Genomic DNA, 21,426 nt, shown 5'->3' with positions numbered 1-21,426 from the left:
CTCTCCGTATGATCATTTGTCTCTGTCGCTCTATATAGGACACTCATGGATAAAATCTCGGGCCAAAAAAGCGCAGTGCAGTATCTTTATCCGCCGATTGAGCCTTTCGACCGCCGGACGCTCGACGTGGGTGACGGTCATCAGGTGTATATGGAGCAATCCGGTACGCCGGACGGGCTGCCCGTAATCGTGCTGCATGGCGGCCCCGGCGGCGGGTGCAGCCCGGCGATGCGGCGGTATTTTGACCCGCGCGTTTATCGCATTATCCTGTTTGATCAGCGTGGCTGCGGGCGCTCCAAACCCCATGCCAGCGTCGAGGCAAACACCACATGGCATCTCGTGGACGATATCGAGCGTATCCGCACCGAACTTGGGATTGAGCGCTGGTGCGTTTTTGGCGGCAGCTGGGGCGCGACGCTCGCGTTGATCTATGGGATCACGCATCCCGAGCGATGCACACATCTTGTGCTGCGCGGTGTCTTTACGATGACCCAGCGCGAGCTTGACTGGTTCTATGGTGGTGGCGCCGGGCGGTTCTGGCCCGATACATGGCAGCGTTTTGTGCAAATCATTCCTGAAGATGAGCGCGACGATCTGATCGCCGCCTATCACCGCCGTCTCTTTTCAGACGATGTGCGGCTTGAGACGACCTATGCCAAGGCGTGGAGCGCGTGGGAAAACGCGCTGGCGTCGGTGCAATCCTCGGGCGTGGGGGCCGACAGCCCGGCCGATTATGCCCGCGCCTTTGCCCGGCTGGAGAATCACTATTTCATCAATGCGGGCTTTCTGGAGCATGATGGCTGGATTCTCGCCAATATCGGACGGCTTGCTGATGTGCCCGGCACGATTGTGCAGGGCCGCTATGACATGATCTGCCCGCCTGATACAGCCCACGCGCTGGCTGCGGCATGGCCCAAAGCGTTGATGCGGATGATCCCACTGGCGGGTCACGCGCTGAGCGAGCCGGGGATCAGTTCGGAGTTGGTCAATGTGATGAACAGGCTGGGGCGGGCTTAATGGGTTAAGCTAATTTTAAAGATCCAAATAGCAATACCAAGCAACGTCAAACCCAGTAAAATTACGGGTAACAGAAAAGCCAACTTACTAGAATGGTTAAACAATCGAAGGACATTCTCAAATGTAGGATATTGGTTTGGTTTTACTCGTCCTGCCAAAAGAAGCGATAGATAACCGATCGCGAAGCCAAACCCAGCAAACCAAACAGGATTCTCTGCGATCCATGCGGTGAAAGCAACAAGTATGCCACTAGGAACTATTTGCTTTTGGGATTCAACTGGGGCAAATTGGGCAAGTGCGCTCAGCGATAGTAGTAAGCCAAAAACGCTAAATACTATTGTTAGTGCAAGAGAGATTTTTCCGTTTTGCCGCTGCGCCTCGTACTGAAGCTCGAACTGAGCTGCTTCAAGCGACATTTTCAGGTTTTCGATTTGATAGTCGTTCGGTAGCTGTTTTTGATCTGCTTGAATCAGTTTAAACGAATTCGCATAGGCAAGAATTCCACTTGCTCGCATGATATTCTCTGGTGATCTAAAGCGTTTAAATCTAATTATATAACGAAAAAGGTCGAAATATATATCCTTAACTGCTCGAGGAGATTGTTTGTGGACTCTAATTATAGTGTCTGATTCAGGCTCATGGTGCTGATGGATATGTGTAATATCCCTGAGAAAAAAGAAAGCCTGTTCTGTATAATCTTGAACTGACTTTTCGTCTTTATCAAAGTCTTGGACTAAACCCTTTTTCAGTCGGACGGGTTTAAATTTTACTATACCATTCCTGCAAATATCAAAACCTACCGCAATCGGGCAGTATGGCGTCAAGTCTAACTCAATTTTAGATTGCAGTTCCGTAAGTTTTTTCTGTTGGCTGTCCACGATTGGGCTTCTAGACAATTCTGCCAAACATGATCGAATTTGATTAATTAATTGTTGAGAACGCCAGTCGCTTTTTCGCTCTGTATTTAGGATTGGGTAGACTATGCCCGTAAGCCGGTCCAGATCTTTATCCTGATCTTTCAAATCACAAAAGATCGCTATGAATTCATGTTTACCTGAAATGGATTTTTTTTGAAGTATCCGACTAATTGTAGACACGATTTTGTTTCGTAGCCATGGCCATTTTAGTGGTAAAGGCAGAACAAAATCGTCTGTATAGCGTGTTTGACATATAATTGCTTGAATTCCGCTTTTTTGACCAATTGCATTGTAACAGGCACATTTGTTGGGAAACCGACTCTCGCCGATATGCGAATACGATAGCCTTCCAGAAACAGTCGGTATCCAAGAGATGTACTCAATGCTCGTTTAGGCTAAAAGGAAGCGTCCTGAACGGACTCACGGTTGGTCTTGGCTTGGCTGATAAGTTCAATGTTTCCTTTTTGGTCAATCGAGTATGCTGTACCACGATTGAAAAGGGTACCGCCTTTTCCATAAGGCTGATGAATGTTGCCAAACATAGTGTCCCGAAAACCTTTTGATACACCACGAAGTTGGTCATATGCCTCACCTGACCCCATTCCCAATCTGACAGCAAATGCCAACAGCGCTAGTCCGCTTACGGCACAAGCCACAGCAAGCATCGGTATTATAAGATCATATAGTGTCATTGACACCCTCGTTAGCTAGATATAGATTTATCGTCTGATTTAGCGAATCATATGTCAAGACGTCTTTAGCGACTTAATATGATGCGTTATGGACTGAGTCTAATAAGATACGGTGTGCTGTGCCCCCTTGCGCCCATCCCTCATCCCGCCTATATCCAACTCAATAGCGGCGCTTCTCGGGTCCACACCGAAAGGCTCCACCGGAAAGTTTCACGGGCCGCGCGCCCGTTTTTTTGTGCTTGAACGCACCCTGATTTAAGAGACTGCCTGACACGACATGAGCAACGACCTGATTGCCAAAGCTGCGATTGACCGCCGGATGGCGGAGATCATCACCCCCGTCCTTGAGGATCTGGGGTTTGATTTGGTGCGGGTGCGTCTGATGAGCGGCAACACCGCGACGCTTCAGATCATGGCAGAGCGGCCCGAGGGCGGGATCGAGGTGGATGAGTGCGGCCAGATTTCGACCGCGGTGAGTGCCGCGCTCGACGTTGAGGACCCGATTGTAGAGGCCTATACGCTGGAGGTCTCCAGCCCCGGAATCGACCGGCCTCTGACCATGCTCAAGCATTTTGAGGCGTTCGAGGGCTATGAGGCCAAGCTTGAGACGAGCGAGCTTATTGACGGGCGCAGGCGTTTCAAAGGCGTGCTCGCAGGGGTTGAGGGCACGGAAGTGCTGATAAATCTCGACGAAGGCACAGTCGGGCTTGAGTTTGACTGGCTGGTGGATGCCAAGCTGGTTCTGACGGACGATTTGATTAAAGAGATGCTGCGTCAGCGCAAGGCTGCAGGCATTATCGACGAAGATGCTTTCGACGAGATCGAAACTGACGATGGGTCTGAGGAGGACTGAACCATGGCCATTACATCCGCAAATCAGCTTGAGTTGCTGCAAACCGCCGAGGCTGTGGCCCGCGAGAAGATGATCGACCCCGGTCTGGTCGTCGAGGCGATGGAAGAGAGCCTCGCCCGCGCCGCCAAGAGCCGGTACGGCGCCGAGATGGATATCCGTGTCAGCATCGACCGCAAGACGGGTCGCGCGACCTTCACCCGCGTGCGCACGGTTGTGACGGACGAGGAGCTTGAGAATTATCAGGCCGAGTTCACCGTGGAGCAGGCCAAGCAATATCTTGATGACCCAAAAGTCGGCGATACGCTGGTTGAGGAAGTGCCCCCTGTCGAGATGGGCCGCATCGCCGCGCAATCGGCCAAGCAGGTGATCTTGCAAAAGGTGCGCGAAGCCGAGCGGGACCGTCAGTTTGAGGAATTCAAGGACCGCGCAGGCACGATCATTAACGGTCAGGTCAAGCGCGAAGAGTATGGCAACGTCATCGTGGATGTGGGCCGGGGTGAAGCAATCCTGCGCCGCAACGAGAAGATCGGCCGCGAAGCCTATCGCCCCAATGACCGTATCCGCTGCTACATCAAGGATGTGCGCCGCGAAGCGCGCGGCCCGCAGATTTTCCTCAGCCGCACCGCGCCTGAATTCATGATAGAGCTGTTCAAGATGGAGGTGCCCGAGATCTATGATGGCATCATCGAGATCAAGGCCTGCGCCCGTGATCCGGGATCTCGCGCCAAGATCGCCGTGATTTCCTATGACAGCTCGATTGACCCTGTGGGCGCTTGCGTCGGTATGCGCGGCAGCCGTGTTCAGGCCGTCGTGAACGAGCTTCAGGGCGAAAAGATCGACATCATTCCGTGGAATGAGGATCAGCCGACCTTCCTCGTGAACGCGTTGCAGCCCGCCGAGGTGAGCAAGGTTGTTCTGGACGAGGAAGCGGGCAAGATCGATGTGGTTGTGCCCGAAGAGCAGCTGAGCCTTGCGATTGGTCGCCGGGGTCAGAACGTGCGTCTGGCGTCGCAGTTGACCGGGCTTGATATCGACATCATGACCGAAGCCGAAGACAGCGAGCGCCGTCAGAAAGAGTTTGAGGAGCGCACAGGCCTCTTCATGGAAACGCTCGATCTGGACGAGTTTTTTGCGCAGCTTCTTGTCTCCGAAGGGTTCACCACCCTTGAGGAGGTGGCGTATGTCGAGGTGGACGAGCTTTTGGTGATCGACGGCGTTGACGAGGACACCGCGAGCGAGCTTCAGGCCCGCGCGCGCGATATTCTTGAAGCCAAGGCCAAAGCGGCCATGGACGAGGCTCGTGCGCTGGGCGTCGAGGATAGCCTTGTGGAGTTTGAGGGCCTGACGCCTCAGATGATCCTCGCGCTGGCCAAGGATGACGTGAAAACGCTGGAAGATTTTGCAACCTGCGCTGATTGGGAGCTGGCCGGCGGCTGGACCCAAGTGGACGGGGAGCGTGTGAAGGATGATGGGATCCTAGAGCCTTTCGATTTGTCGCTCCAAGAGGCGCAGGACATGGTCATGACCGCACGGATCATGCTGGGTTGGGTTGATCCCGCCGAGCTTGAGTCTGAGGCTATCGAAGAGGATGCTGACGGCGCCTCTGATGAGGAGAGCGGGGCCTGATCTCAGGCCCTGCGAAGGACCTGATGGGGCGCGGCGGGCAACCCAAAGACCGGGAAAACGGTCCAGAGCGTAAATGCATCGCCACGGGCGAGGTGCGCCCTATGTTTGACATGATCCGATTTGTGATCGGCCCGGATGGGCAGGTTGTTCCGGATTTGGCGCAAAAGCTGCCTGGGCGCGGCATCTGGGTGACCACGACGCCCGAGGCGCTGGCCAAAGCGGCCACCAAAGGCCTGTTTGCCCGCGCGGCCAAACAGGCGGTTCAGGTCTCCGATGATCTGCCTGCGCAGGTCGAGGCGATGCTGGCCCGCCGGGTGGTTGATCTGATCAGCCTTGCGCGCAAGGGCGGCGGCGCCACTTCCGGGTATGAGCGGGTGAAGGCGTGGCTGATGAAGGATGAGGCCGAAGTGCTTATCCAAGCGTCAGACGGGTCCGAGCGCGGAAAATCAAAGCTCAGCACGCCGCATTATGGGTTTTTCATCGGCTGGCTGACTGCCGATGAGCTCGGCCAAGCATTTGGGCGCCAAACCACAATCCACGCCGCACTGCGCGCTGGAGGTTTGGCGCAACGTGTTGTAGAGGAGGCGGCAAGGCTGAAGGCCCTGCGCGTCTCGGACGGCGAGAACGCGCGCCGAAAAGGAAAGAAGACGACATGAGCGACAACGACGGAAAGAAAACACTGGGTGTGCGCGGCGGATCCCGTCCGGGGAATGTGAAGCAAAGCTTCAGCCATGGGCGCACCAAGAACGTCGTGGTGGAAACCAAGCGCAAGCGTGTTGTGGTGCCCAAACCGGGGGCTGCACCTGGTGCGTCTGCCATGGCGAAACCTGCGCCCGCGAGTGACCCGTCCAAGCGTCCCGCAGGCATTTCTGATGCTGAGCTTGACCGCCGGATGAAGGCGCTTGCCGCCGCGAAAGCCCGCGAGAGCGATGAGGCCGCGCAGCGCGAAGCCGATGAGAAGGCGCGCGCAGAAGACCGTGAGCGTCGCCGCGACGAGATCGAAGCAAAAGAGCGCGAAGAGCAAGAGCGGGCCGAAGCGCTGAAAGCCAAGGCTGAAGAGGAAGAGCGCGCACGCGCCGCCGTTGAGGCCGCCAAGCTTGCCGCGGCTGCCCCTGCGGCAGCACCGTCCGAATCGCCTTCGGGCCGTGGTGCGCCGACGAACCGTCCTGATGCCGCCCCTGCGCGCAAACAGGACCGCGACCGTGATCAACGTCCTGCCAAAGGCAAGGGCATGGGGGGCGACGCACGCCGCTCCGGCAAGCTGACGCTCAATCAGGCGTTGTCTGGTGGCGAAGGTGGCCGTCAGAAATCCATGGCCGCGATGAAGCGCAAGCAAGAGCGCGCCCGCCAGAAGGCGATGGGCGGCAGCCAAGAGCGTGAAAAGATCGTGCGTGACGTGCAACTGCCCGAGACCATCGTTGTCTCCGAGCTTGCCAACCGTATGGCCGAGCGTGTGGGCGATGTTGTCAAATCGCTGATGACCAGCGGGATGATGGTTGCACAGAATGAGGCGATTGATGCGGATACTGCGGAGCTGATCATCGAAGAGTTTGGCCACCGTGTTGTGCGCGTCTCGGATTCGGATGTGGAAGATGTGATCGACGCGGTCGAAGACAGCGAAGGCGATCTTCAGCCTCGCCCGCCAGTGATCACAATCATGGGCCATGTCGACCACGGCAAGACATCGCTTCTCGATGCTATCCGCGACGCCCGAGTTGTGGCGGGCGAGGCGGGCGGGATCACCCAGCATATTGGTGCTTATCAGGTGACAACCGATACCGGTGCGGTTCTGTCTTTCCTTGATACACCCGGCCACGCAGCGTTCACGTCCATGCGCTCACGCGGTGCGCAGGTGACGGATATCGTTATTCTGGTGGTGGCGGCTGATGATGCGGTCATGCCCCAGACGATTGAGGCGATTGCCCACGCGAAAGCGGCCAATGTGCCGATGATCGTGGCGATCAACAAGATCGACAAGCCCTCCGCAAACCCTGACAAGGTGCGCACTGATCTGCTTCAGCATGAAGTGATCGTGGAAAAAATGTCGGGCGAAGTGCAGGATGTCGAGGTGTCTGCGATCACGGGTCAGGGCCTTCCGGACCTTCTGGAGGCGATTGCCCTTCAGGCGGAAATTCTTGAGCTTAAAGCCAACCCCGACCGCGCCGCCGAAGGTGCCGTGATTGAGGCGCAGCTGGATGTGGGGCGCGGCCCTGTTGCCACGGTTTTGGTTCAGAAAGGCACGCTGAAACAAGGCGATATCTTTGTCGTGGGCGAGCAATATGGCAAGGTCCGTGCGCTGATCAACGACCATGGCGAGCGTGTGAAAGAGGCGGGGCCCTCGGTTCCGGTCGAGGTTCTTGGTCTCAATGGCACACCCGAGGCAGGCGATGTTCTGAACGTTGTTGACACAGAAGCGCAGGCGCGTGAGATCGCGGAATACCGCGAGAAGGCCGCTAAGGAAAAACGCGCGGCGGCGGGTGCTGCCGTGACGCTGGAACAGTTGATGTCTCAGGCCAAGCAAAGCGAGACCATGGCCGAAATGCCAGTGATCGTGAAAGCCGATGTGCAGGGCTCTGCCGAGGCGATCGTTCAGGCTATGGAGAAGATCGGCAATGATGAGGTGCGCGTGCGCGTGCTTCATTCGGGTGTTGGGGCCATCACCGAGAGCGATATCGGCCTCGCCGAGGCGTCCGGCGCGCCTGTCTTCGGGTTTAACGTGCGGGCCAATGCGCCCGCCCGTCAGAGCGCGAACCAGAAAGGTGTGGAGATCCGCTATTACTCGGTGATCTACGATCTGGTCGATGACGTGAAAGCGGCGGCCTCTGGCCTTCTGGGCGCGGAGATCCGCGAGAAGTTCATCGGTTATGCGAAGATCAAAGAGGTCTTCAAGGTGACCGGCATTGGCAAAGTGGCGGGTTGCCTCGTGACCGAAGGTGTTGCGCGCCGCTCGGCCGGTGTACGCCTTCTGCGCGATGATGTCGTGATCCATGAGGGCACATTGAAAACGCTCAAACGCTTCAAGGATGAAGTGGCCGAGGTGCAATCGGGTCAGGAATGCGGGATGGCGTTTGAATCCTATGAGGATGTGCGCCCCGATGACGTGATCGAGATTTTCGAGCGCGAGGAAGTGGTCCGCACGCTCGCATAATCTCTGGCGATATTGAGAACACACGGACGGCCCGCAGCGCAAACTGTGGGCCGTTTTCTTTTGTGGGTTTGACAGTGGAGCGTGGCAAACAAAAAGGGCCGCCCCGTGTGAGGCAGCCCCTATGTCATTTCAAATCAGGCTAGGCCTCTTATGCGGCTTTGCTCACTGGATGGCCGGCGTAAACCCGCTCGCCGTCGCGTACTTGAACACGCCCATCGGGCAGCAGCTTCACAAAGATGCCCTGAACGAGCACGCAACTTCCAAGCCGAATCGTTTTCAACATGTCATATCCCCCCAGACGTGACGTTAATGTTTTAGGCAAATTTGTCTTAAGGCTAAGACAGATGTAACAGACCCTTTATTAACGATAGCTTAATTTCTGCCGCCGCGAAACAAGATTGTTGCGCAAGGCCCGGCCTCAGAGCCAATCGCGCAGGATCGGAATGAGCGGAATATCGGCGGGCGGCATGGGGTAATTCTTCAGATCCTGCGCGCGGACCCATTTGAGGGTCTGCCCTTCGCGGGCTTGCGGAATCCCCTCCCACTTGCGGCAGGCAAAGAGCGGCATCAGCAGATGGAACTTTTCGTAGCTGTGGCTTGCGAAGGTCAGTGGAGCAAGGCAGCTTGACCACGTGTCGATCCCAAGCTCCTCCTGCAACTCGCGGATAAGTGCGGCTTCCGGCGTCTCGCCCGGCTCCACCTTGCCACCCGGAAATTCCCACAGGCCCGCCATAGATTTGCCTTCGGGGCGCTGAGCCAACAGGATGCGTCCATCTACATCTATGAGCGCCACCGCCGAAACTAGAACGACGGTCATGAGCGGTAATCTGCGTTGATGTCGATATACCTGTGGGTGAGGTCGCAGGTCCAAACGCGCGCCGTCCCCCCGCCAAGGCCCAGATCGACGCTGATCACCAGGTTCTGGCCCTTCATATAGGCCGCCGCGTCCGCCTCGCTATAGCCGGGGTTCACCCAGCCATTATTGGCCACGAGAATATCGCCGAACCAGATCGACAGCCGATCACGGTCGGCCCGTGCGCCGGATTTGCCCACGGCCATGACGACGCGGCCCCAATTGGCATCCTCTCCAGCCAGCGCGGTTTTCACCAGTGGTGAGTTGGCGATGGATTTGGCGTGGATATGTGCGTCGCTGTCGCTTGCCGCACCCGTCACGGATATCTCGACGAATTTCGTGGCCCCCTCGCCGTCGCACACCACCTGATGGGCCAAATCCAGCATGACGCGGCGCAGCCCTTCCATGAAGCCGATGGAATGTTCGGTGATTTGCACGCCGCTCGCCCCCGTCGCCCCCACTAGCACGGTATCGGAGGTGGACGTATCGCTATCGACGGTAATGCAGTTGAACGTAGTGCGGTTGAGCGCGCCCGTCATGGATTGCAGCACAGGCATCGGCACGGCGGCGTCGGTGAAGATATAGACCAACATCGTCGCCATATCCGGCGCGATCATGCCCGAGCCTTTCGCGATCCCGGCGATGCGCACTGTTTGCCCGTCGATCACGACTTCGGTGGCCGAGCCTTTGGCGAAGGTGTCGGTGGTCATGATGGCACGGGCAGCAGCCTCAATCCCGTCGGGGCTTAGGGCAGCGGCCAGTTCGACGGCTTTCGCGGTGATACGGTCATGGGGCAGCGGCTCCCCGATTACCCCGGTGGAGGATGAAAACACCCGCGTCTCCGGCACATCCACGGCTGCGGCCACAGCGGCGGTGACGGCCCGCACCGCCTCGACCCCAAGCGCGCCGGTGAAGGCGTTGGCATTGCCAGAATTCACGATAATCGCGGCCCCTGCATCAGAGGGGCGACCAATCTTGGCCTGACAATCCAGCACCGGGGCTGCGCGCGTGGCCGAGCGTGTGAACACCCCCGCAACCGTGCTGCCGGGCGCCAGATGGGCCAGCATCACGTCCGTGCGGTCCGCGTATTTCACTCCGGCGGCGGCGGTCGCAAAGCGCACGCCCTCAATCACCGGAAGCTTGGGAAACGCGGGCGGTGCCAGCGGCGAGACGTGGGTGATTTTTGCCATGGGCTCAGTCTGCCAAAAGGTCGAAACGGTCCAGCACCGAGGGGCTGAGCGCGTCACCAGCTGCGCGGTCCACATCGCCCATCTCGGTCAGGGCTAAGACAGCCTCCTCCACAGCGGCTACACGCAGCGCCTCCTCAATCTCTCCGCGCACGTCGTTCAGTTCGGGGCGCTCGGCTGCGCGTGTCTCGGAGAGCAGGATCAGATGCCAGCCGAATTGTGTCTGGACGGGGGGCGATACGCTCCCCACCTCCATCTGCTCAACCGCCTCTTGGAACTCCTCAACCATCATGCCGGGGCCAAACCAGCCAAGCTGCCCACCGTTGGGGCCAGAGGGACCTGTGGAATGCTCCTGCGCGAGGGCTGCGAAATCGGCCCCCCCGTCCAGAAGCCCGACAAGCTCCTGTGCTTTTTCTTCGGTCTCGACCAGAATATGTGAGGCACTGTATTCGGTCACATCGTCGCCATTGACGTAGTTGGCCTGAAAATATGCCTCGATCGCGGCATCGTTCACGGCGGTCGTGGTGATGCGGTTGATCTCTTCGCTGGCCGTCACAGCGCGGCGCTCATTTTCCAGCATCAATTGGCTCACCTTCGACAGGTCCTCGCCATGGGCATCCATCATCAGGGTTTGCTGCACCAATTGGTCCAGAATGCCGGTGTAAAGCACATCTGCGGGCAGTTGCGCGAACTGATCCGGCAGCCCCGCGCGCAGCACGATCATGTGGCCCAGAGTGATTTCTGTGGTGTTGACCGTGGCCACAACCGTATCGGCAGTCACGTCATCCTGTGCCGTGGCAGGCAGGGCGAGCGCCCCGATCATGGCGGCGCAGAGCGGGAGGTGGGAAAGCTGGGGGATCATATGGGTCATCCTTTGCCATATAGGGCGTGGGGCACTCAGGGGTGCGCGGCGTTGACACTCTGCCAGTGGGGTCTTACATCGCCTTAAGATCAAGGCATTCCCGCTGAATTGGTGCATGTTGTAGGCGCGCAAGGGAAACGGGGCAAGTCATTGCCCGTCACAAGATGCCAAAACACCGGAGCGGATTGAATATGCTGGGTTTAGGAACTGTCGCGCGTAAAGTTTTCGGAACCCCGAATGATCGCAAGGTCAAGACCGCGCGGCCCCTTGTGGCGCAGATCAACGCGCTTGAGCCTGAGATGCAGGCGCTGAGCGATCAGGGCTTGATCGACAAGACAGCAGAGCTTCGTGAGCGGGCCAAGGGCGGTGAAAGCCTTGATGCGCTTTTGCCAGAGGCGTTTGCGAATTGCCGCGAAGGCGCGTGGCGGGCCTTGGGCCTTCGGGCGTTCGATGTGCAGCTTATGGGCGGTATTTTCCTGCATCAGGGCAATATCGCCGAGATGAAAACGGGCGAGGGCAAGACCCTTGTGGCCACCTTTCCGGCCTATCTCAACGCGCTGACCGGAAAGGGCGTGCATATCGTCACGGTGAACGATTATCTGGCCAAGCGCGACAGCGAGTGGATGAGCAATGTGTTCTCCGCGCTGGGCATGACTACGGGCTGCGTTTATCCCAATCAGGATGATGTGGAAAAGCGCGCGGCCTACGCTTGCGATGTGACCTATGCCACCAATAACGAGCTTGGGTTCGACTATCTGCGCGATAACATGAAGCCTGAGCTGAGCCAGATGAGCCAGCATGGCCATAACTTTGCCATCGTGGACGAGGTGGACAGTATCCTGATCGATGAGGCGCGCACGCCCTTGATCATCTCCGGCCCCGCGCAGGACCGGTCCGAGCTTTATACCGCCATTGATCTGCTGATCCCCGAGCTTCTGGACGAGCACTACAAGCTTGATGAGAAGACCCGCAACGTGACCTTCACAGATGACGGCAACGAATTTCTCGAAGAGCTTCTTGTGACGCGTGGCGTGCTGCCCGAGGAGCAATCGCTCTACGATCCTGAAAGCACTACGATCGTGCACCACGTCAATCAGGGTTTGCGGGCGCACAAACTCTTTACCAAGGACAAGGATTACATCGTTCGCGACGGTGAGGTCGTTCTGATCGACGAATTCACGGGCCGGATGATGTCCGGGCGGCGTCTGTCGGATGGTCTGCATCAGGCGATTGAGGCGAAAGAGGGCTGCGATATCAAACCCGAGAACGTCACGCTCGCCTCTGTGACCTTCCAGAACTATTTTCGCCTGTATAACACGCTGAGCGGTATGACAGGCACCGCCGCGACCGAGGCCGATGAATTTGCCGAGATCTACGGGCTTGGTGTGGTCGAAGTGCCCACCAACCGCCCCATCGCGCGGATCGACAAGGATGATGCGGTCTACCGCACCCAAGGCGAGAAGTTCAAAGCCGTGATCCAGGCCGTGCGCAAGGCCCATGAAAAGGGTCAGCCCATTCTGGTTGGCACCACGTCGATTGAGAAATCCGAGACGCTGAGCCAGCTTCTGACCACTGAAGGGATTGAGCATAACGTGCTCAACGCCCGCCAGCATGAGAAAGAGGCGCAGATTGTCGGCGATGCCGGCAAGCTGAACGCTGTGACGATTGCCACCAACATGGCCGGGCGCGGCACCGATATTAAGCTGGGTGGGAATGTAGAGCTGAAAGTGCTCGACGCGATTGCCGCCGACCCTGAAGGCGATGCCGACGAGATCCGCAAGCGGATCGAAGACGCGCATACCGCCGATGAGAAAGCCGTGACCGACGCGGGTGGGCTTTTCGTTCTGGCCACCGAGCGCCACGAGAGCCGACGGATCGACAATCAGCTGCGTGGCCGGTCGGGCCGTCAGGGGGATCCGGGCATGTCCGCGTTCTACCTCAGCCTTGATGACGATCTGATGCGCATCTTCGGCTCGGAACGGCTTGAGAAGGTTCTGGCCGGTCTGGGCATGAAAGAGGACGAGGCGATCATCCACCCATGGGTGAACAAATCGCTGGAGCGCGCGCAGGCCAAGGTCGAAGGGCGCAACTTTGACATTCGCAAGCAACTTTTGAAATTTGACGATGTGATGAACGAGCAGCGCAAGGTGATCTTTGCCCAGCGTCTCGACATCATGAAATCCGAGGACCTGTCGGAAGTGATCGGCGACATGCGTGCCGAGGTGATCGACGATCTGGTTGATCAGTATATGCCGCCCAAGACCTATGCGGATCAGTGGGACATGGAAGGGTTTCATCAGGCGTTGATGGAGCGGATGAACATGGACCTGCCCGTGGTTGCGTGGGGCGAGGAAGAAGGCGTTGACGACGAAGAGATCAGCGAACGAATCGAAAAAGCCGCCAATGAGATGATGGCCCAAAAGGCCGTGGCCTTTGGCCCCGAGGATATGCGCCGCATCGAAAAACAGATGCTGCTGCAAACCATCGACGGCAAATGGCGCGAGCATCTGCTTATGCTGGAGCATCTGCGCTCCGTCGTGGCGTTTCGTGGCTATGCGCAGCGGGACCCGCTCAACGAGTATAAGAACGAAGCGTTTCAACTGTTTGAATCCATGCTCGACGGCTTGCGTCAGGACGTGACGCAAAAGCTGGCTCAGGTCGCACCCATGTCCGAGGAAGAGCGCAACGCGTTGGTCCAGCAGATGATCGCCGAGCAGACCAAGATCGCAGCGGGCGCCGCCGCCGGTACAGATGCGCCAACATCCGACAAGATTCCATCCAAGGGTGCCGCCATCACCGCAGGGGCTGCGATTGAAGGCTTCGATGAGGCAGATCCCACCACATGGGGCAATCCGGGGCGCAATTCCGAGTGTCCCTGCGGATCGGGCAAGAAGTTCAAACATTGCCATGGCCGCTTGGCCTGATACCTTTCGGGCTGCCTCATAGTGGCCCGAATTCACCCCATAACGGTCACATCACTGCCAAGATTGCCACCTACCTTCTGCTTTGACCCAATTTTATTTGAGGGAATGTAGGTATGGATAAGATCAAGATGATCGCACTGGGATGCGGCACGCTGGCGATCGCGCTGGGTGCGGGCCATTTCATTCAATCCGGCACGTCCGCGCCTGTGATGCAAGCTGCGCAAGTGGCTCCGCCTGCTCCCATCCCCGCAGAGACTGCCGCAGACGCCCTACCCGAAGGTCAGGTCGCTCTGGAGGAGATTACCATCACGGCGGCGGCCCCTGTGCCGCTTGCGGCCATGCCTGCACCTCCCGCGGCCATGCCTGAGCCCCTCCCCATGCCCGAGGCGATCCCGGCCGCGCTCGACACGACCCCACCGCCTGCCGCAGACCTGCCGCAGGAAGAGGCCGTGCCGACGTTCTCGTGCGAATATCTTCTGAGCGCCGAACCCTTTGCCGGTGCGATGGTGACCCTTTCGCTCGATGTGACCTGCATGCCGAACGAACGCTTCACGCTGCACCACAACGGCATGATGTTCAGCCAAGTAACAGATGAAAGCGGCTCTGCCGAAATGCTGGTCCCCGCCTTGTCGAGCAATGCTGTCTTCATCGTCGCCTTCCCCAATGGCGAAGGCGCTGTTGCCACAGCTGAGGTCACCTCGCTCGGTGCCTATGAGCGAGCCGTTGTGCAATGGAAAGACGACCTTGGTGTCGCCCTTCATGCGCTTGAATTTGGCGCGGATTATGGCACGGACGGGCATGTGTCGGCAGACGCGCCACGTGATGCCGCTGCTGCTGCCACGGGCAATACCGGCTTCATGACCCGTTTGGGTGATTCCGCCCTGCCCGAGGCGCTTCTGGCGGAGGTCTATACTTTCCCCGCCGGCATGTCCGGACAGGACGGTGATGTGGCCCTCAACGTCGAGGCTGCGATCACCGAGGCCAATTGCGGGCGCGATATTGAGGCCCAATCCCTACAGCTTAATCAGTCCGGCGTGCTCAAAGTGCAGGACGTGACCCTTGCGATGCCCGATTGCGATGCGGTTGGTGAGTTTCTGGTGTTGAAAAACTTGCTCAATGACCTGACACTCGCGCGGAACTGATCCGCAACATTTCAAGGGGGCAGTCATGGCTGTCTTACGTGCGGCGATTTTCGCCGCACTTTTCTTTTTGGGCTCTGCCCTTACTGCTTTTGGGCAGGATGTCACGCTGACCTCACGCGATGGTGCGGTCGAGATATCCGGCAACCTTCTGGGCTATGACGGGGAGTTTTACCGCGTTGATACGATCTATGGCGAGTTGACCGTGGATGGCTCGGGCGTGCTGTGTGACGGGCCGGGATGTCCGAACCTCTCGGCGTTCGTGGCAGAGCTGCGCCTCTCGGGCGCGCCGACGATTGGCAGAGTCCTGATGCCCGCGCTGATAGAGGCGTTTGCCCTGCGCGAAGGGCTCGATCTTGAGCGGGAGAATGTCTCGGACACACGCTTTGTCTATGAACTGAGCGATCCCGAAAACGGGCAGCCGCGCGGGCGGTTTTACTTTCATCTGACCAACACGGACGAAGGCTTTGCCGATCTTCTGGTGGGTGAGGCCGACATGGTCATGTCCCTGCGCGAGGTAAGCCGTGATGAGGCCGCGCGCGCGCGTGAGGAGGGACTGGGCGATCTTACGGATGCGCGGCGCAGCCGGGTTCTGGCACTTGATGCGTTGGTCCCTGTGGTTGCAGCGGGCAGTGCGGTGACCACAATTTCCACCCCTGATCTCAACCTTGTTCTGGCTGGGACAATCGACAATTGGGTCGATCTTGGTGGCCCCGATGCGCCCATTGCCGTGCATGTGCATGACCCATCAACAGGGCTTGGCCAGTCCACGCAGCAACGGATGTTGCTGGACCGCGAGGGCTTTGCCGAGGGCGCGCTTACCCATGCCGATAGCCTGTCCCTGACTGAGGCTGTGGCGGGTGATCCCTTTGCGCTGGGCGTGGGGAGCCGATCCGATATGGGGCTGACCTTCGAGCTTGCGCTGACGGGGGCGTGTGGGTTTGCGAAGCAAGCCACGCGCCGCGCCGTGAAGACCGAGGATTATCCGCTGACCGCGCCCATGTTTCTCTACATGCCCGCCCGGCGCTTTCCCAAGCTGATCCGTGAATTTCTCGCCTTTACCCTGGAGCCTGCCGCGCAGTTGGTGATCCGTCGCGCCGGGTTTGTTGACCAGCTCCCCGAAGAGATTGAGATCAACTCCCAGGGAGATCGCTTTGCCAATGCCGTGTTGCGGGCTGGTGAGGATGTGAGCCTTGAGGATTTGCAGCGGATGGTGGAGGTTTTGAGCCCGCTGAAACGGCTCACCACCACTTTTCGGTTTGAGGCGGGATCGGCGCGTCTGGATGCGCAATCACGCTCGAATATCGCACAGCTCGCCCGCGCGTTTGAGAGCGGGTATTACGATGGGCGACGGCTTGTTTTTGTCGGGTTTTCGGATGGGGAAGGTGCGGCTGCGGTCAATCAACGAATTGCACTGAGACGGGCGGCCGCGGTGCGAGATGCGGTCGTGACAGCTGCTGAGACTGCAAATATGGAGAGACTGTCGCTTTCCACGGAAGCGTTTGGTGAGGCGATGCCGATGGCCTGTGATGACAGCGAATGGGGCCGCAAAGCCAACCGCCGGGTCGAGGTCTGGGTCCGGTAAGGCGCGCTGGTCTAGAGATACCCCTCGCTGCGAAAGCTCAGCTCGCAAGATTTTCCGATGATGAGATGGTCATGCAGGGTGATCCCCATGATTTCTGCCGCGTCCTGCACCCGCCGGGTCATGGTGATATCCGCCTCGGATGGTGTGGGATCGCCAGAGGGGTGATTGTGCACCAGAATGAGCGCGGAGGCGTTTAGCTCCAACGCCCGTTTGACCACTTCGCGGGGGTAAACGGGGACGTGATCGACGGTGCCAGTCGCTTGTTCTTCGTCCGCGATCAGGGTGTTTTTCGTGTCGAGGTAGAAGATACGAAACTGCTCGGTCGCACGGTGCGCCATGGTGGTGTGGCAATAGTCAACAAGCGCGCCCCATGAGCTGAGCACCTGCCGCCGCAAGACCTTGGAGCGCGAAAGCCGGTGGCTGGCGGCCTCGATGATCTTCAGCTCTGCGATCACCGCATCGCCCACGCCGGAGACCGTGCTGAGCCGTGCAGGCGGGGCGGAGAGCACACCGTTGAAATCCCCGAACTGGTCGAGCAATGCGCGCGCGAGGGGCTTCACGTCCTTACGGGGGATCGCGCGGAAGAGGACAAGCTCCAACAGCTCGTAATCGGGCATGGCCCCCGCGCCGCCCACCATGAACCGTTCGCGCAGGCGGCGGCGGTGGTCGCGGATATAGGAGGGTTGGGGCGCGCCCGGTGCGCGCGGGGTGACGGGCTCTGCCTCATCAGCAGAGAACAGAGGCATCGGGGCCTCGGAGAACTGGGAGAATCCTGACATGGGGTGAGGATTGCGTGCGCGTGGTTAATACAACGTTAAAGTGAATGCGCTGCTGCGCGGAATCAAGGCCGATAGGCCGCCGCGCATCACCAGACCGCCCGAACGGGCTGGTGATTAGACAACTCATGCGCTCAACAGAGATTGGACTGGCTTGGCTACCATAAAGTGCATCTCAATTCTGCCGGTTCACCAGCCCGCGGTCTGTTGATGCGCGGCTAACCCACTTTGCCCCAGCCCCCGCCGCCGGGTGTGGCCATGCCGAACACCGCGCCCGATGGCAGGTCAATCTCGTCATTGCCGCGCATGTCGCACCGTGTGCCATCCGGCATCACAGCCCAGTTCAGGCCCACCTCGCCCGGCGCTCCACCATCCACCCCAAAGGGCGGCACGATGCGGTGTGAGCAGAGCGTTGTCACCGTGACAGGCTCCAGAAACCGCATCTCGCGAAGCACGCCATGCCCACCGCGATATTGCCCTTTTCCGCCGGAACAGTCTCTAATCCCAAAGCTTTCCAACCGCACGGGAAAGCGTTTTTCCAAGATCTCCGGATCGGTCATGCGGGTGTTGGTCATGTGGCTCTGCACCGCGTCGCATCCATTGAAATCCGGGCCGGCACCAGTGCCGCCCGCGATCGTCTCATAGTTCTGGAAATCATCATTGCCCCAGACGAAATTGTTCATCGTCGCCTGACTGCCCGCCAACACGCCAAGCGCGCCATAGAGCGCGTTGCACGCGGCTTGGCTCACTTCCGTATTGCCCGCGATTACGGCGGCGGGGCGGACGGGGTTGAGCATGGAGCCTTCGGGCACGATGATGCGCAGCGGCTTGAGGCAGCCCTGGTTCAGGGGGATATCCGCGCCTACCATCGTGCGGAAAACATAAAGCACGACCGCATCGCAGATGGACCGTGGAGCGTTGTAATTGCCGCTATGCTGCGGCGAGGTGCCGGTGAAATCAATTACGGCTTCGCGCGCGTCCTGGTCCACGGTCACACGCACCTCGATCTGGGTGCCGATATCCATCGGGTAGACGTAATGCCCGTCCTTCAGGTTGCCCAAGACCGCACGCACGCTGGCCTCGGCATTGTCCTGCACATGGCCCATATAAGCCTGCACCACGTCCAGCCCGTAGGTGTTGATCACCTTCACGAGCTCCTGCCGCCCGGTCTCGTTCGCGGCGACCTGCGCCTTGAGATCGGCCATGTTCTGCGGAATGTTGCGGCAGGGGTATTTGGCGGTGGCGAGTGTCGCCTCGGCCTCAGCCTCAAGGAACGTGCCTTGGTCGACCAGTTGCACGTTGTCGATCAGCACGCCTTCCTCGTCGATATGGGTGCTGTCTGGGGGTGCGCTGCCGGGGGTACGTCCGCCGATATCCGCATGGTGGCCGCGTGACCCAAGCCAGAGGACGGGTTTGTCGGCAACAAAGACGGGTGTGATTACGGTGACGTCGGGCAGATGCGTGCCGCCATTATAGGGCGAGTTGAGCATGTAGGCGTCACCGGGCCGCACATCAGGGTTCAGGCGCATCACGGTGCGGACGCTGTCGGACATGGAACCGAGGTGAACGGGCACGTGGGGGGCATTGGCGACCAGATCGCCCGCCGCATCGAAAATGGCACAGGAGAAGTCGAGCCGTTCCTTGATATTCACCGACCAAGATGTGTTGGCGAGGGTCGCGCCCATTTGGTCGGCTACGGACATGAAGAGGTTGTTGAACACCTCCAGCAGCACGGGGTCGGCCTTTGCGGTGGCCGAAGGGGCGGTTTGGGCCGTGTCCATGCGCTCAATAATAAGGTTGGCGTGGGCATCGACATGGGCGGCCCAGCCAGGCTCGATGATGTTAGTGCCTGTAAGCTCGGTGATGATGGCGGGGCCTTGGATCGTGGCTGTGGGGTCGAGCGCCTCGCGGTCATGGATGGGCACGTTCTGCCATTTGGCATCCGCATACATCTCGGTATGGGCTTTGGGGGCACCATTGCCGTTTTGGGGTGTGAGGGGCGCGGGCGTGCCGATGGCGCCTATTGCCTCGATGGAGATCATCTCAATCAGGATATCGCGGGCGGGTGAGGTGAAGCCGTAGCGCTGTTTATGCGCAGCCTCAAAGGCGGCTTTTGGATCGGGCGCGTCTGAGGGCACGGGCAGGGTCTGGTGCGAGCCGTCATACCGCAGGTGCAGCTCGGTTTGGGCGGTGGGGGCGGTGCCGCCTTGGGCGGTGACTTCGGCCATCGCCTCATCAATGAGCGTTTTGCGCAGTGTTAGGGTCTCATCATACTGCGTCAGAGGCAGGTCAATCTGTGCCTCGCGCATGGCAGTGATGGGGGCGAGCCCCATGCCATAGGCGCTGAGCACGCCCGCATAGGGATGGACGAGAACACGGCGCATGCCGAGTGCATCGGCCACACCGCAGGCATGTTGCCCGCCCGCGCCGCCAAAGCATTGCAGGGTATAGCGGGTCACGTCATGGCCGCGCTGCACGGAGATTTTCTTGATCGCGTTGGCCATGTTGTCGATGGCGATACGCAGAAAGCCGGTGGCCATATCCTCGGGCGTCCGGGGGGCCTCGCTGGTTTCTTGCGAGACTTCCTTGGCCAGTGCGGCAAACTTGGTGCGCACGACATCCGCATCAAGCGGCTGATCCGCGTTTGGACCAAAGACATGAGGGAAATGATCGGGGGTGAGCTTACCCAGCATGACGTTGCAATCGGTTACGGTCAGCGGGCCGCCCCTGCGATAGCAGGCGGGTCCGGGATCGGCGCCAGCGCTTTCGGGTCCGACCTGAAAACGGCCATCCCGGAAGGTGCAGATGCTGCCACCGCCAGCCGCGACGGTATGAATATCCATCATCGGCGCACGCATCCGCACGCCCGCCACTTCGGTCTCAAAGCTTCGCTCGAACGCGCCGTGATAGTGGCTGACATCGGTACTGGTGCCACCCATGTCAAAACCGATGAGCGCATCAAAGCCTGCCGCCTCGCCGGTATGGACCATGCCGACGATGCCGCCTGCGGGGCCCGAGAGGATCGCGTCCTTGCCCTGAAACCGGCGCGCCTCGGTGAGGCCACCGCTTGATTGCATGAAGAGGAGCGTCTCGCAGGCGGTGCCCAGATCCAGCGCGCCCGCCACCAGATCGACATAGCGGCGCAGGATCGGCGAGAGATAGGCGTCCACCACCGTGGTGTCGCCCCGCCCGACCAGTTTGGCAAGGCGGGAGACCTCATGGCTTGTGCTGATTTGGGTGAAACCGATCTCGCGGGCAATCTCGGCTACGCGGGCCTCATGCGCGGGGTTGAGATAGGCATGCAGGCCTGCGATGGCCACGGCACGGATGCCACTATCATAGGCCGCTTGCAGATCTGCGCGCGCGCGTGCCTCATTCAGCGGTTTGACCACTTGGCCCGACGCATCCAGACGCTCATGAAGCTCGGCCACGTCCTCATAGAGCAGGTCGGGGCGTTTGATATGCAGATCAAAGAGGCGCGGGCGGGTTTGGTAGCCAATGAGCAGCAGGTCGCGGAACCCTCTAGTGATCATCAGCAGAACCCGCTCGCCCTTGCGCTCCAACAGGGCATTGGTGGCCACGGTCGTGCCCATCTTGACCGCGCGGATGGAGCCGGGAGCGAAATCGCCCGTAACGCCCATCACGTCGCGGATACCTTGCACGGCAGCATCGGCATAGCGTTCGGGGTTCACCGACAGAAGCTTGTGGGTGTGGATCGCCCCACCGGGGTCCTGGGCCACGATATCGGTAAATGTGCCGCCCCGGTCGATCCAGAATTCCCATGCGCCTGACATATTCGCGGCCTCCCCTTTTGAACGGATCAGGTTTGGCAGGGCCTGCGGATTTG

Annotated in this window: 15 protein-coding genes; 8 read left to right on the top strand and 7 right to left on the bottom strand. The window is 59.3% G+C overall.

Annotation, left to right across the window (positions count from 1 at the left end; all coding sequences use genetic code 11):
• Positions 1–45 precede the first annotated feature (45 nt).
• Positions 46–1,017, top strand: coding sequence for a prolyl aminopeptidase (pip, locus tag KUD11_RS04425; protein WP_109386251.1), 972 nt, complete (start codon positions 46–48; stop codon positions 1,015–1,017).
• Here the strand turns inward: pip and KUD11_RS04420 are convergent.
• A complete protein-coding gene (locus KUD11_RS04420; RefSeq protein WP_224380147.1) occupies positions 1,014–2,114 on the bottom strand; it encodes a hypothetical protein in 1,101 nt (366 codons plus the stop codon). The two genes, pip and KUD11_RS04420, sit on opposite strands and share 4 nt — an antisense overlap.
• Before the next feature lie 215 nt (positions 2,115–2,329).
• Positions 2,330–2,626, bottom strand: coding sequence for a hypothetical protein (locus tag KUD11_RS04415; protein WP_146190852.1), 297 nt, complete (start codon positions 2,624–2,626; stop codon positions 2,330–2,332).
• Between the two features lie 277 nt (positions 2,627–2,903).
• Between KUD11_RS04415 and rimP the strand changes: the two genes are divergently transcribed.
• From rimP to infB, 4 genes are read left to right on the top strand one after another with little or no spacing between them, the layout of a single operon-like run.
• On the top strand, positions 2,904–3,479 hold the full coding sequence (rimP, locus tag KUD11_RS04410) for a ribosome maturation factor RimP (RefSeq protein ID WP_109386255.1): 576 nt from the start codon (positions 2,904–2,906) through the stop codon (positions 3,477–3,479).
• Between the two features lie 3 nt (positions 3,480–3,482).
• Positions 3,483–5,105: a transcription termination factor NusA gene (gene nusA / locus KUD11_RS04405; protein WP_109386257.1), complete on the top strand. Its 1,623-nt coding sequence runs from the start codon at positions 3,483–3,485 to the stop codon at positions 5,103–5,105.
• 23 nt (positions 5,106–5,128) lie between these two features.
• On the top strand, positions 5,129–5,761 hold the full coding sequence (locus tag KUD11_RS04400; RefSeq protein WP_109386259.1) for an RNA-binding protein: 633 nt from the start codon (positions 5,129–5,131) through the stop codon (positions 5,759–5,761).
• A complete protein-coding gene (gene infB, locus KUD11_RS04395) occupies positions 5,758–8,253 on the top strand; it encodes a translation initiation factor IF-2 (RefSeq protein WP_109386261.1) in 2,496 nt (831 codons plus the stop codon). Before KUD11_RS04400 ends, infB begins: the two co-directional genes overlap by 4 nt.
• 418 nt (positions 8,254–8,671) lie before the next feature.
• On the opposite strand, the gene mutT is transcribed toward infB, so the two are convergent.
• The 3 genes from mutT to KUD11_RS04380 are packed head-to-tail and all read right to left on the bottom strand — an operon-like array spanning position 8,672 to position 11,155.
• The gene (gene mutT / locus KUD11_RS04390; protein ID WP_109386263.1) at positions 8,672–9,070 is read right to left on the bottom strand and encodes an 8-oxo-dGTP diphosphatase MutT; all 399 of its coding nucleotides are present in this window, start codon (positions 9,068–9,070) and stop codon (positions 8,672–8,674) included.
• Entirely contained in the window at positions 9,067–10,296 is a 1,230-nt protein-coding gene (argJ, locus tag KUD11_RS04385) for a bifunctional glutamate N-acetyltransferase/amino-acid acetyltransferase ArgJ (protein ID WP_109386265.1), read from the bottom strand. Before argJ ends, mutT begins: the two co-directional genes overlap by 4 nt.
• 4 nt (positions 10,297–10,300) lie before the next feature.
• On the bottom strand, positions 10,301–11,155 hold the full coding sequence (locus tag KUD11_RS04380; protein WP_109388243.1) for a peptidylprolyl isomerase: 855 nt from the start codon (positions 11,153–11,155) through the stop codon (positions 10,301–10,303).
• A 191-nt stretch (positions 11,156–11,346) separates the two neighbouring features.
• Here KUD11_RS04380 and secA point away from each other — a divergent pair, with 191 nt between their 5' ends.
• The 3 genes from secA to KUD11_RS04365 all read left to right on the top strand — a co-directional run bounded on the left by secA (position 11,347) and on the right by KUD11_RS04365 (position 16,803).
• A complete protein-coding gene (gene secA, locus KUD11_RS04375) occupies positions 11,347–14,079 on the top strand; it encodes a preprotein translocase subunit SecA (RefSeq protein ID WP_109386267.1) in 2,733 nt (910 codons plus the stop codon).
• A gap of 113 nt (positions 14,080–14,192) precedes the next feature.
• Positions 14,193–15,221, top strand: coding sequence for a hypothetical protein (locus KUD11_RS04370; protein WP_146190853.1), 1,029 nt, complete (start codon positions 14,193–14,195; stop codon positions 15,219–15,221).
• A gap of 25 nt (positions 15,222–15,246) precedes the next feature.
• Positions 15,247–16,803, top strand: a complete 1,557-nt coding sequence (locus KUD11_RS04365; protein ID WP_109386271.1) for a phosphate ABC transporter substrate-binding/OmpA family protein — start codon at positions 15,247–15,249, stop codon at positions 16,801–16,803.
• A gap of 11 nt (positions 16,804–16,814) precedes the next feature.
• On the opposite strand, the gene radC is transcribed toward KUD11_RS04365, so the two are convergent.
• Positions 16,815–17,582, bottom strand: coding sequence for a RadC family protein (gene radC, locus KUD11_RS04360; RefSeq protein WP_109386273.1), 768 nt, complete (start codon positions 17,580–17,582; stop codon positions 16,815–16,817).
• A gap of 215 nt (positions 17,583–17,797) precedes the next feature.
• Positions 17,798–21,373, bottom strand: a complete 3,576-nt coding sequence (locus tag KUD11_RS04355) for a hydantoinase B/oxoprolinase family protein (protein ID WP_109388245.1) — start codon at positions 21,371–21,373, stop codon at positions 17,798–17,800.
• Between the last annotated feature and the right edge of the window lie 53 nt (positions 21,374–21,426).

The sequence above is a fragment of the Roseovarius carneus genome (genome assembly GCF_020141465.1).
Classification (GTDB): Bacteria; Pseudomonadota; Alphaproteobacteria; order Rhodobacterales; family Rhodobacteraceae; genus Roseovarius; species Roseovarius carneus.
The sequence above is the reverse complement of the archived record's forward strand: the minus strand, read 5'-3'. Positions and strand labels throughout refer to the sequence as shown.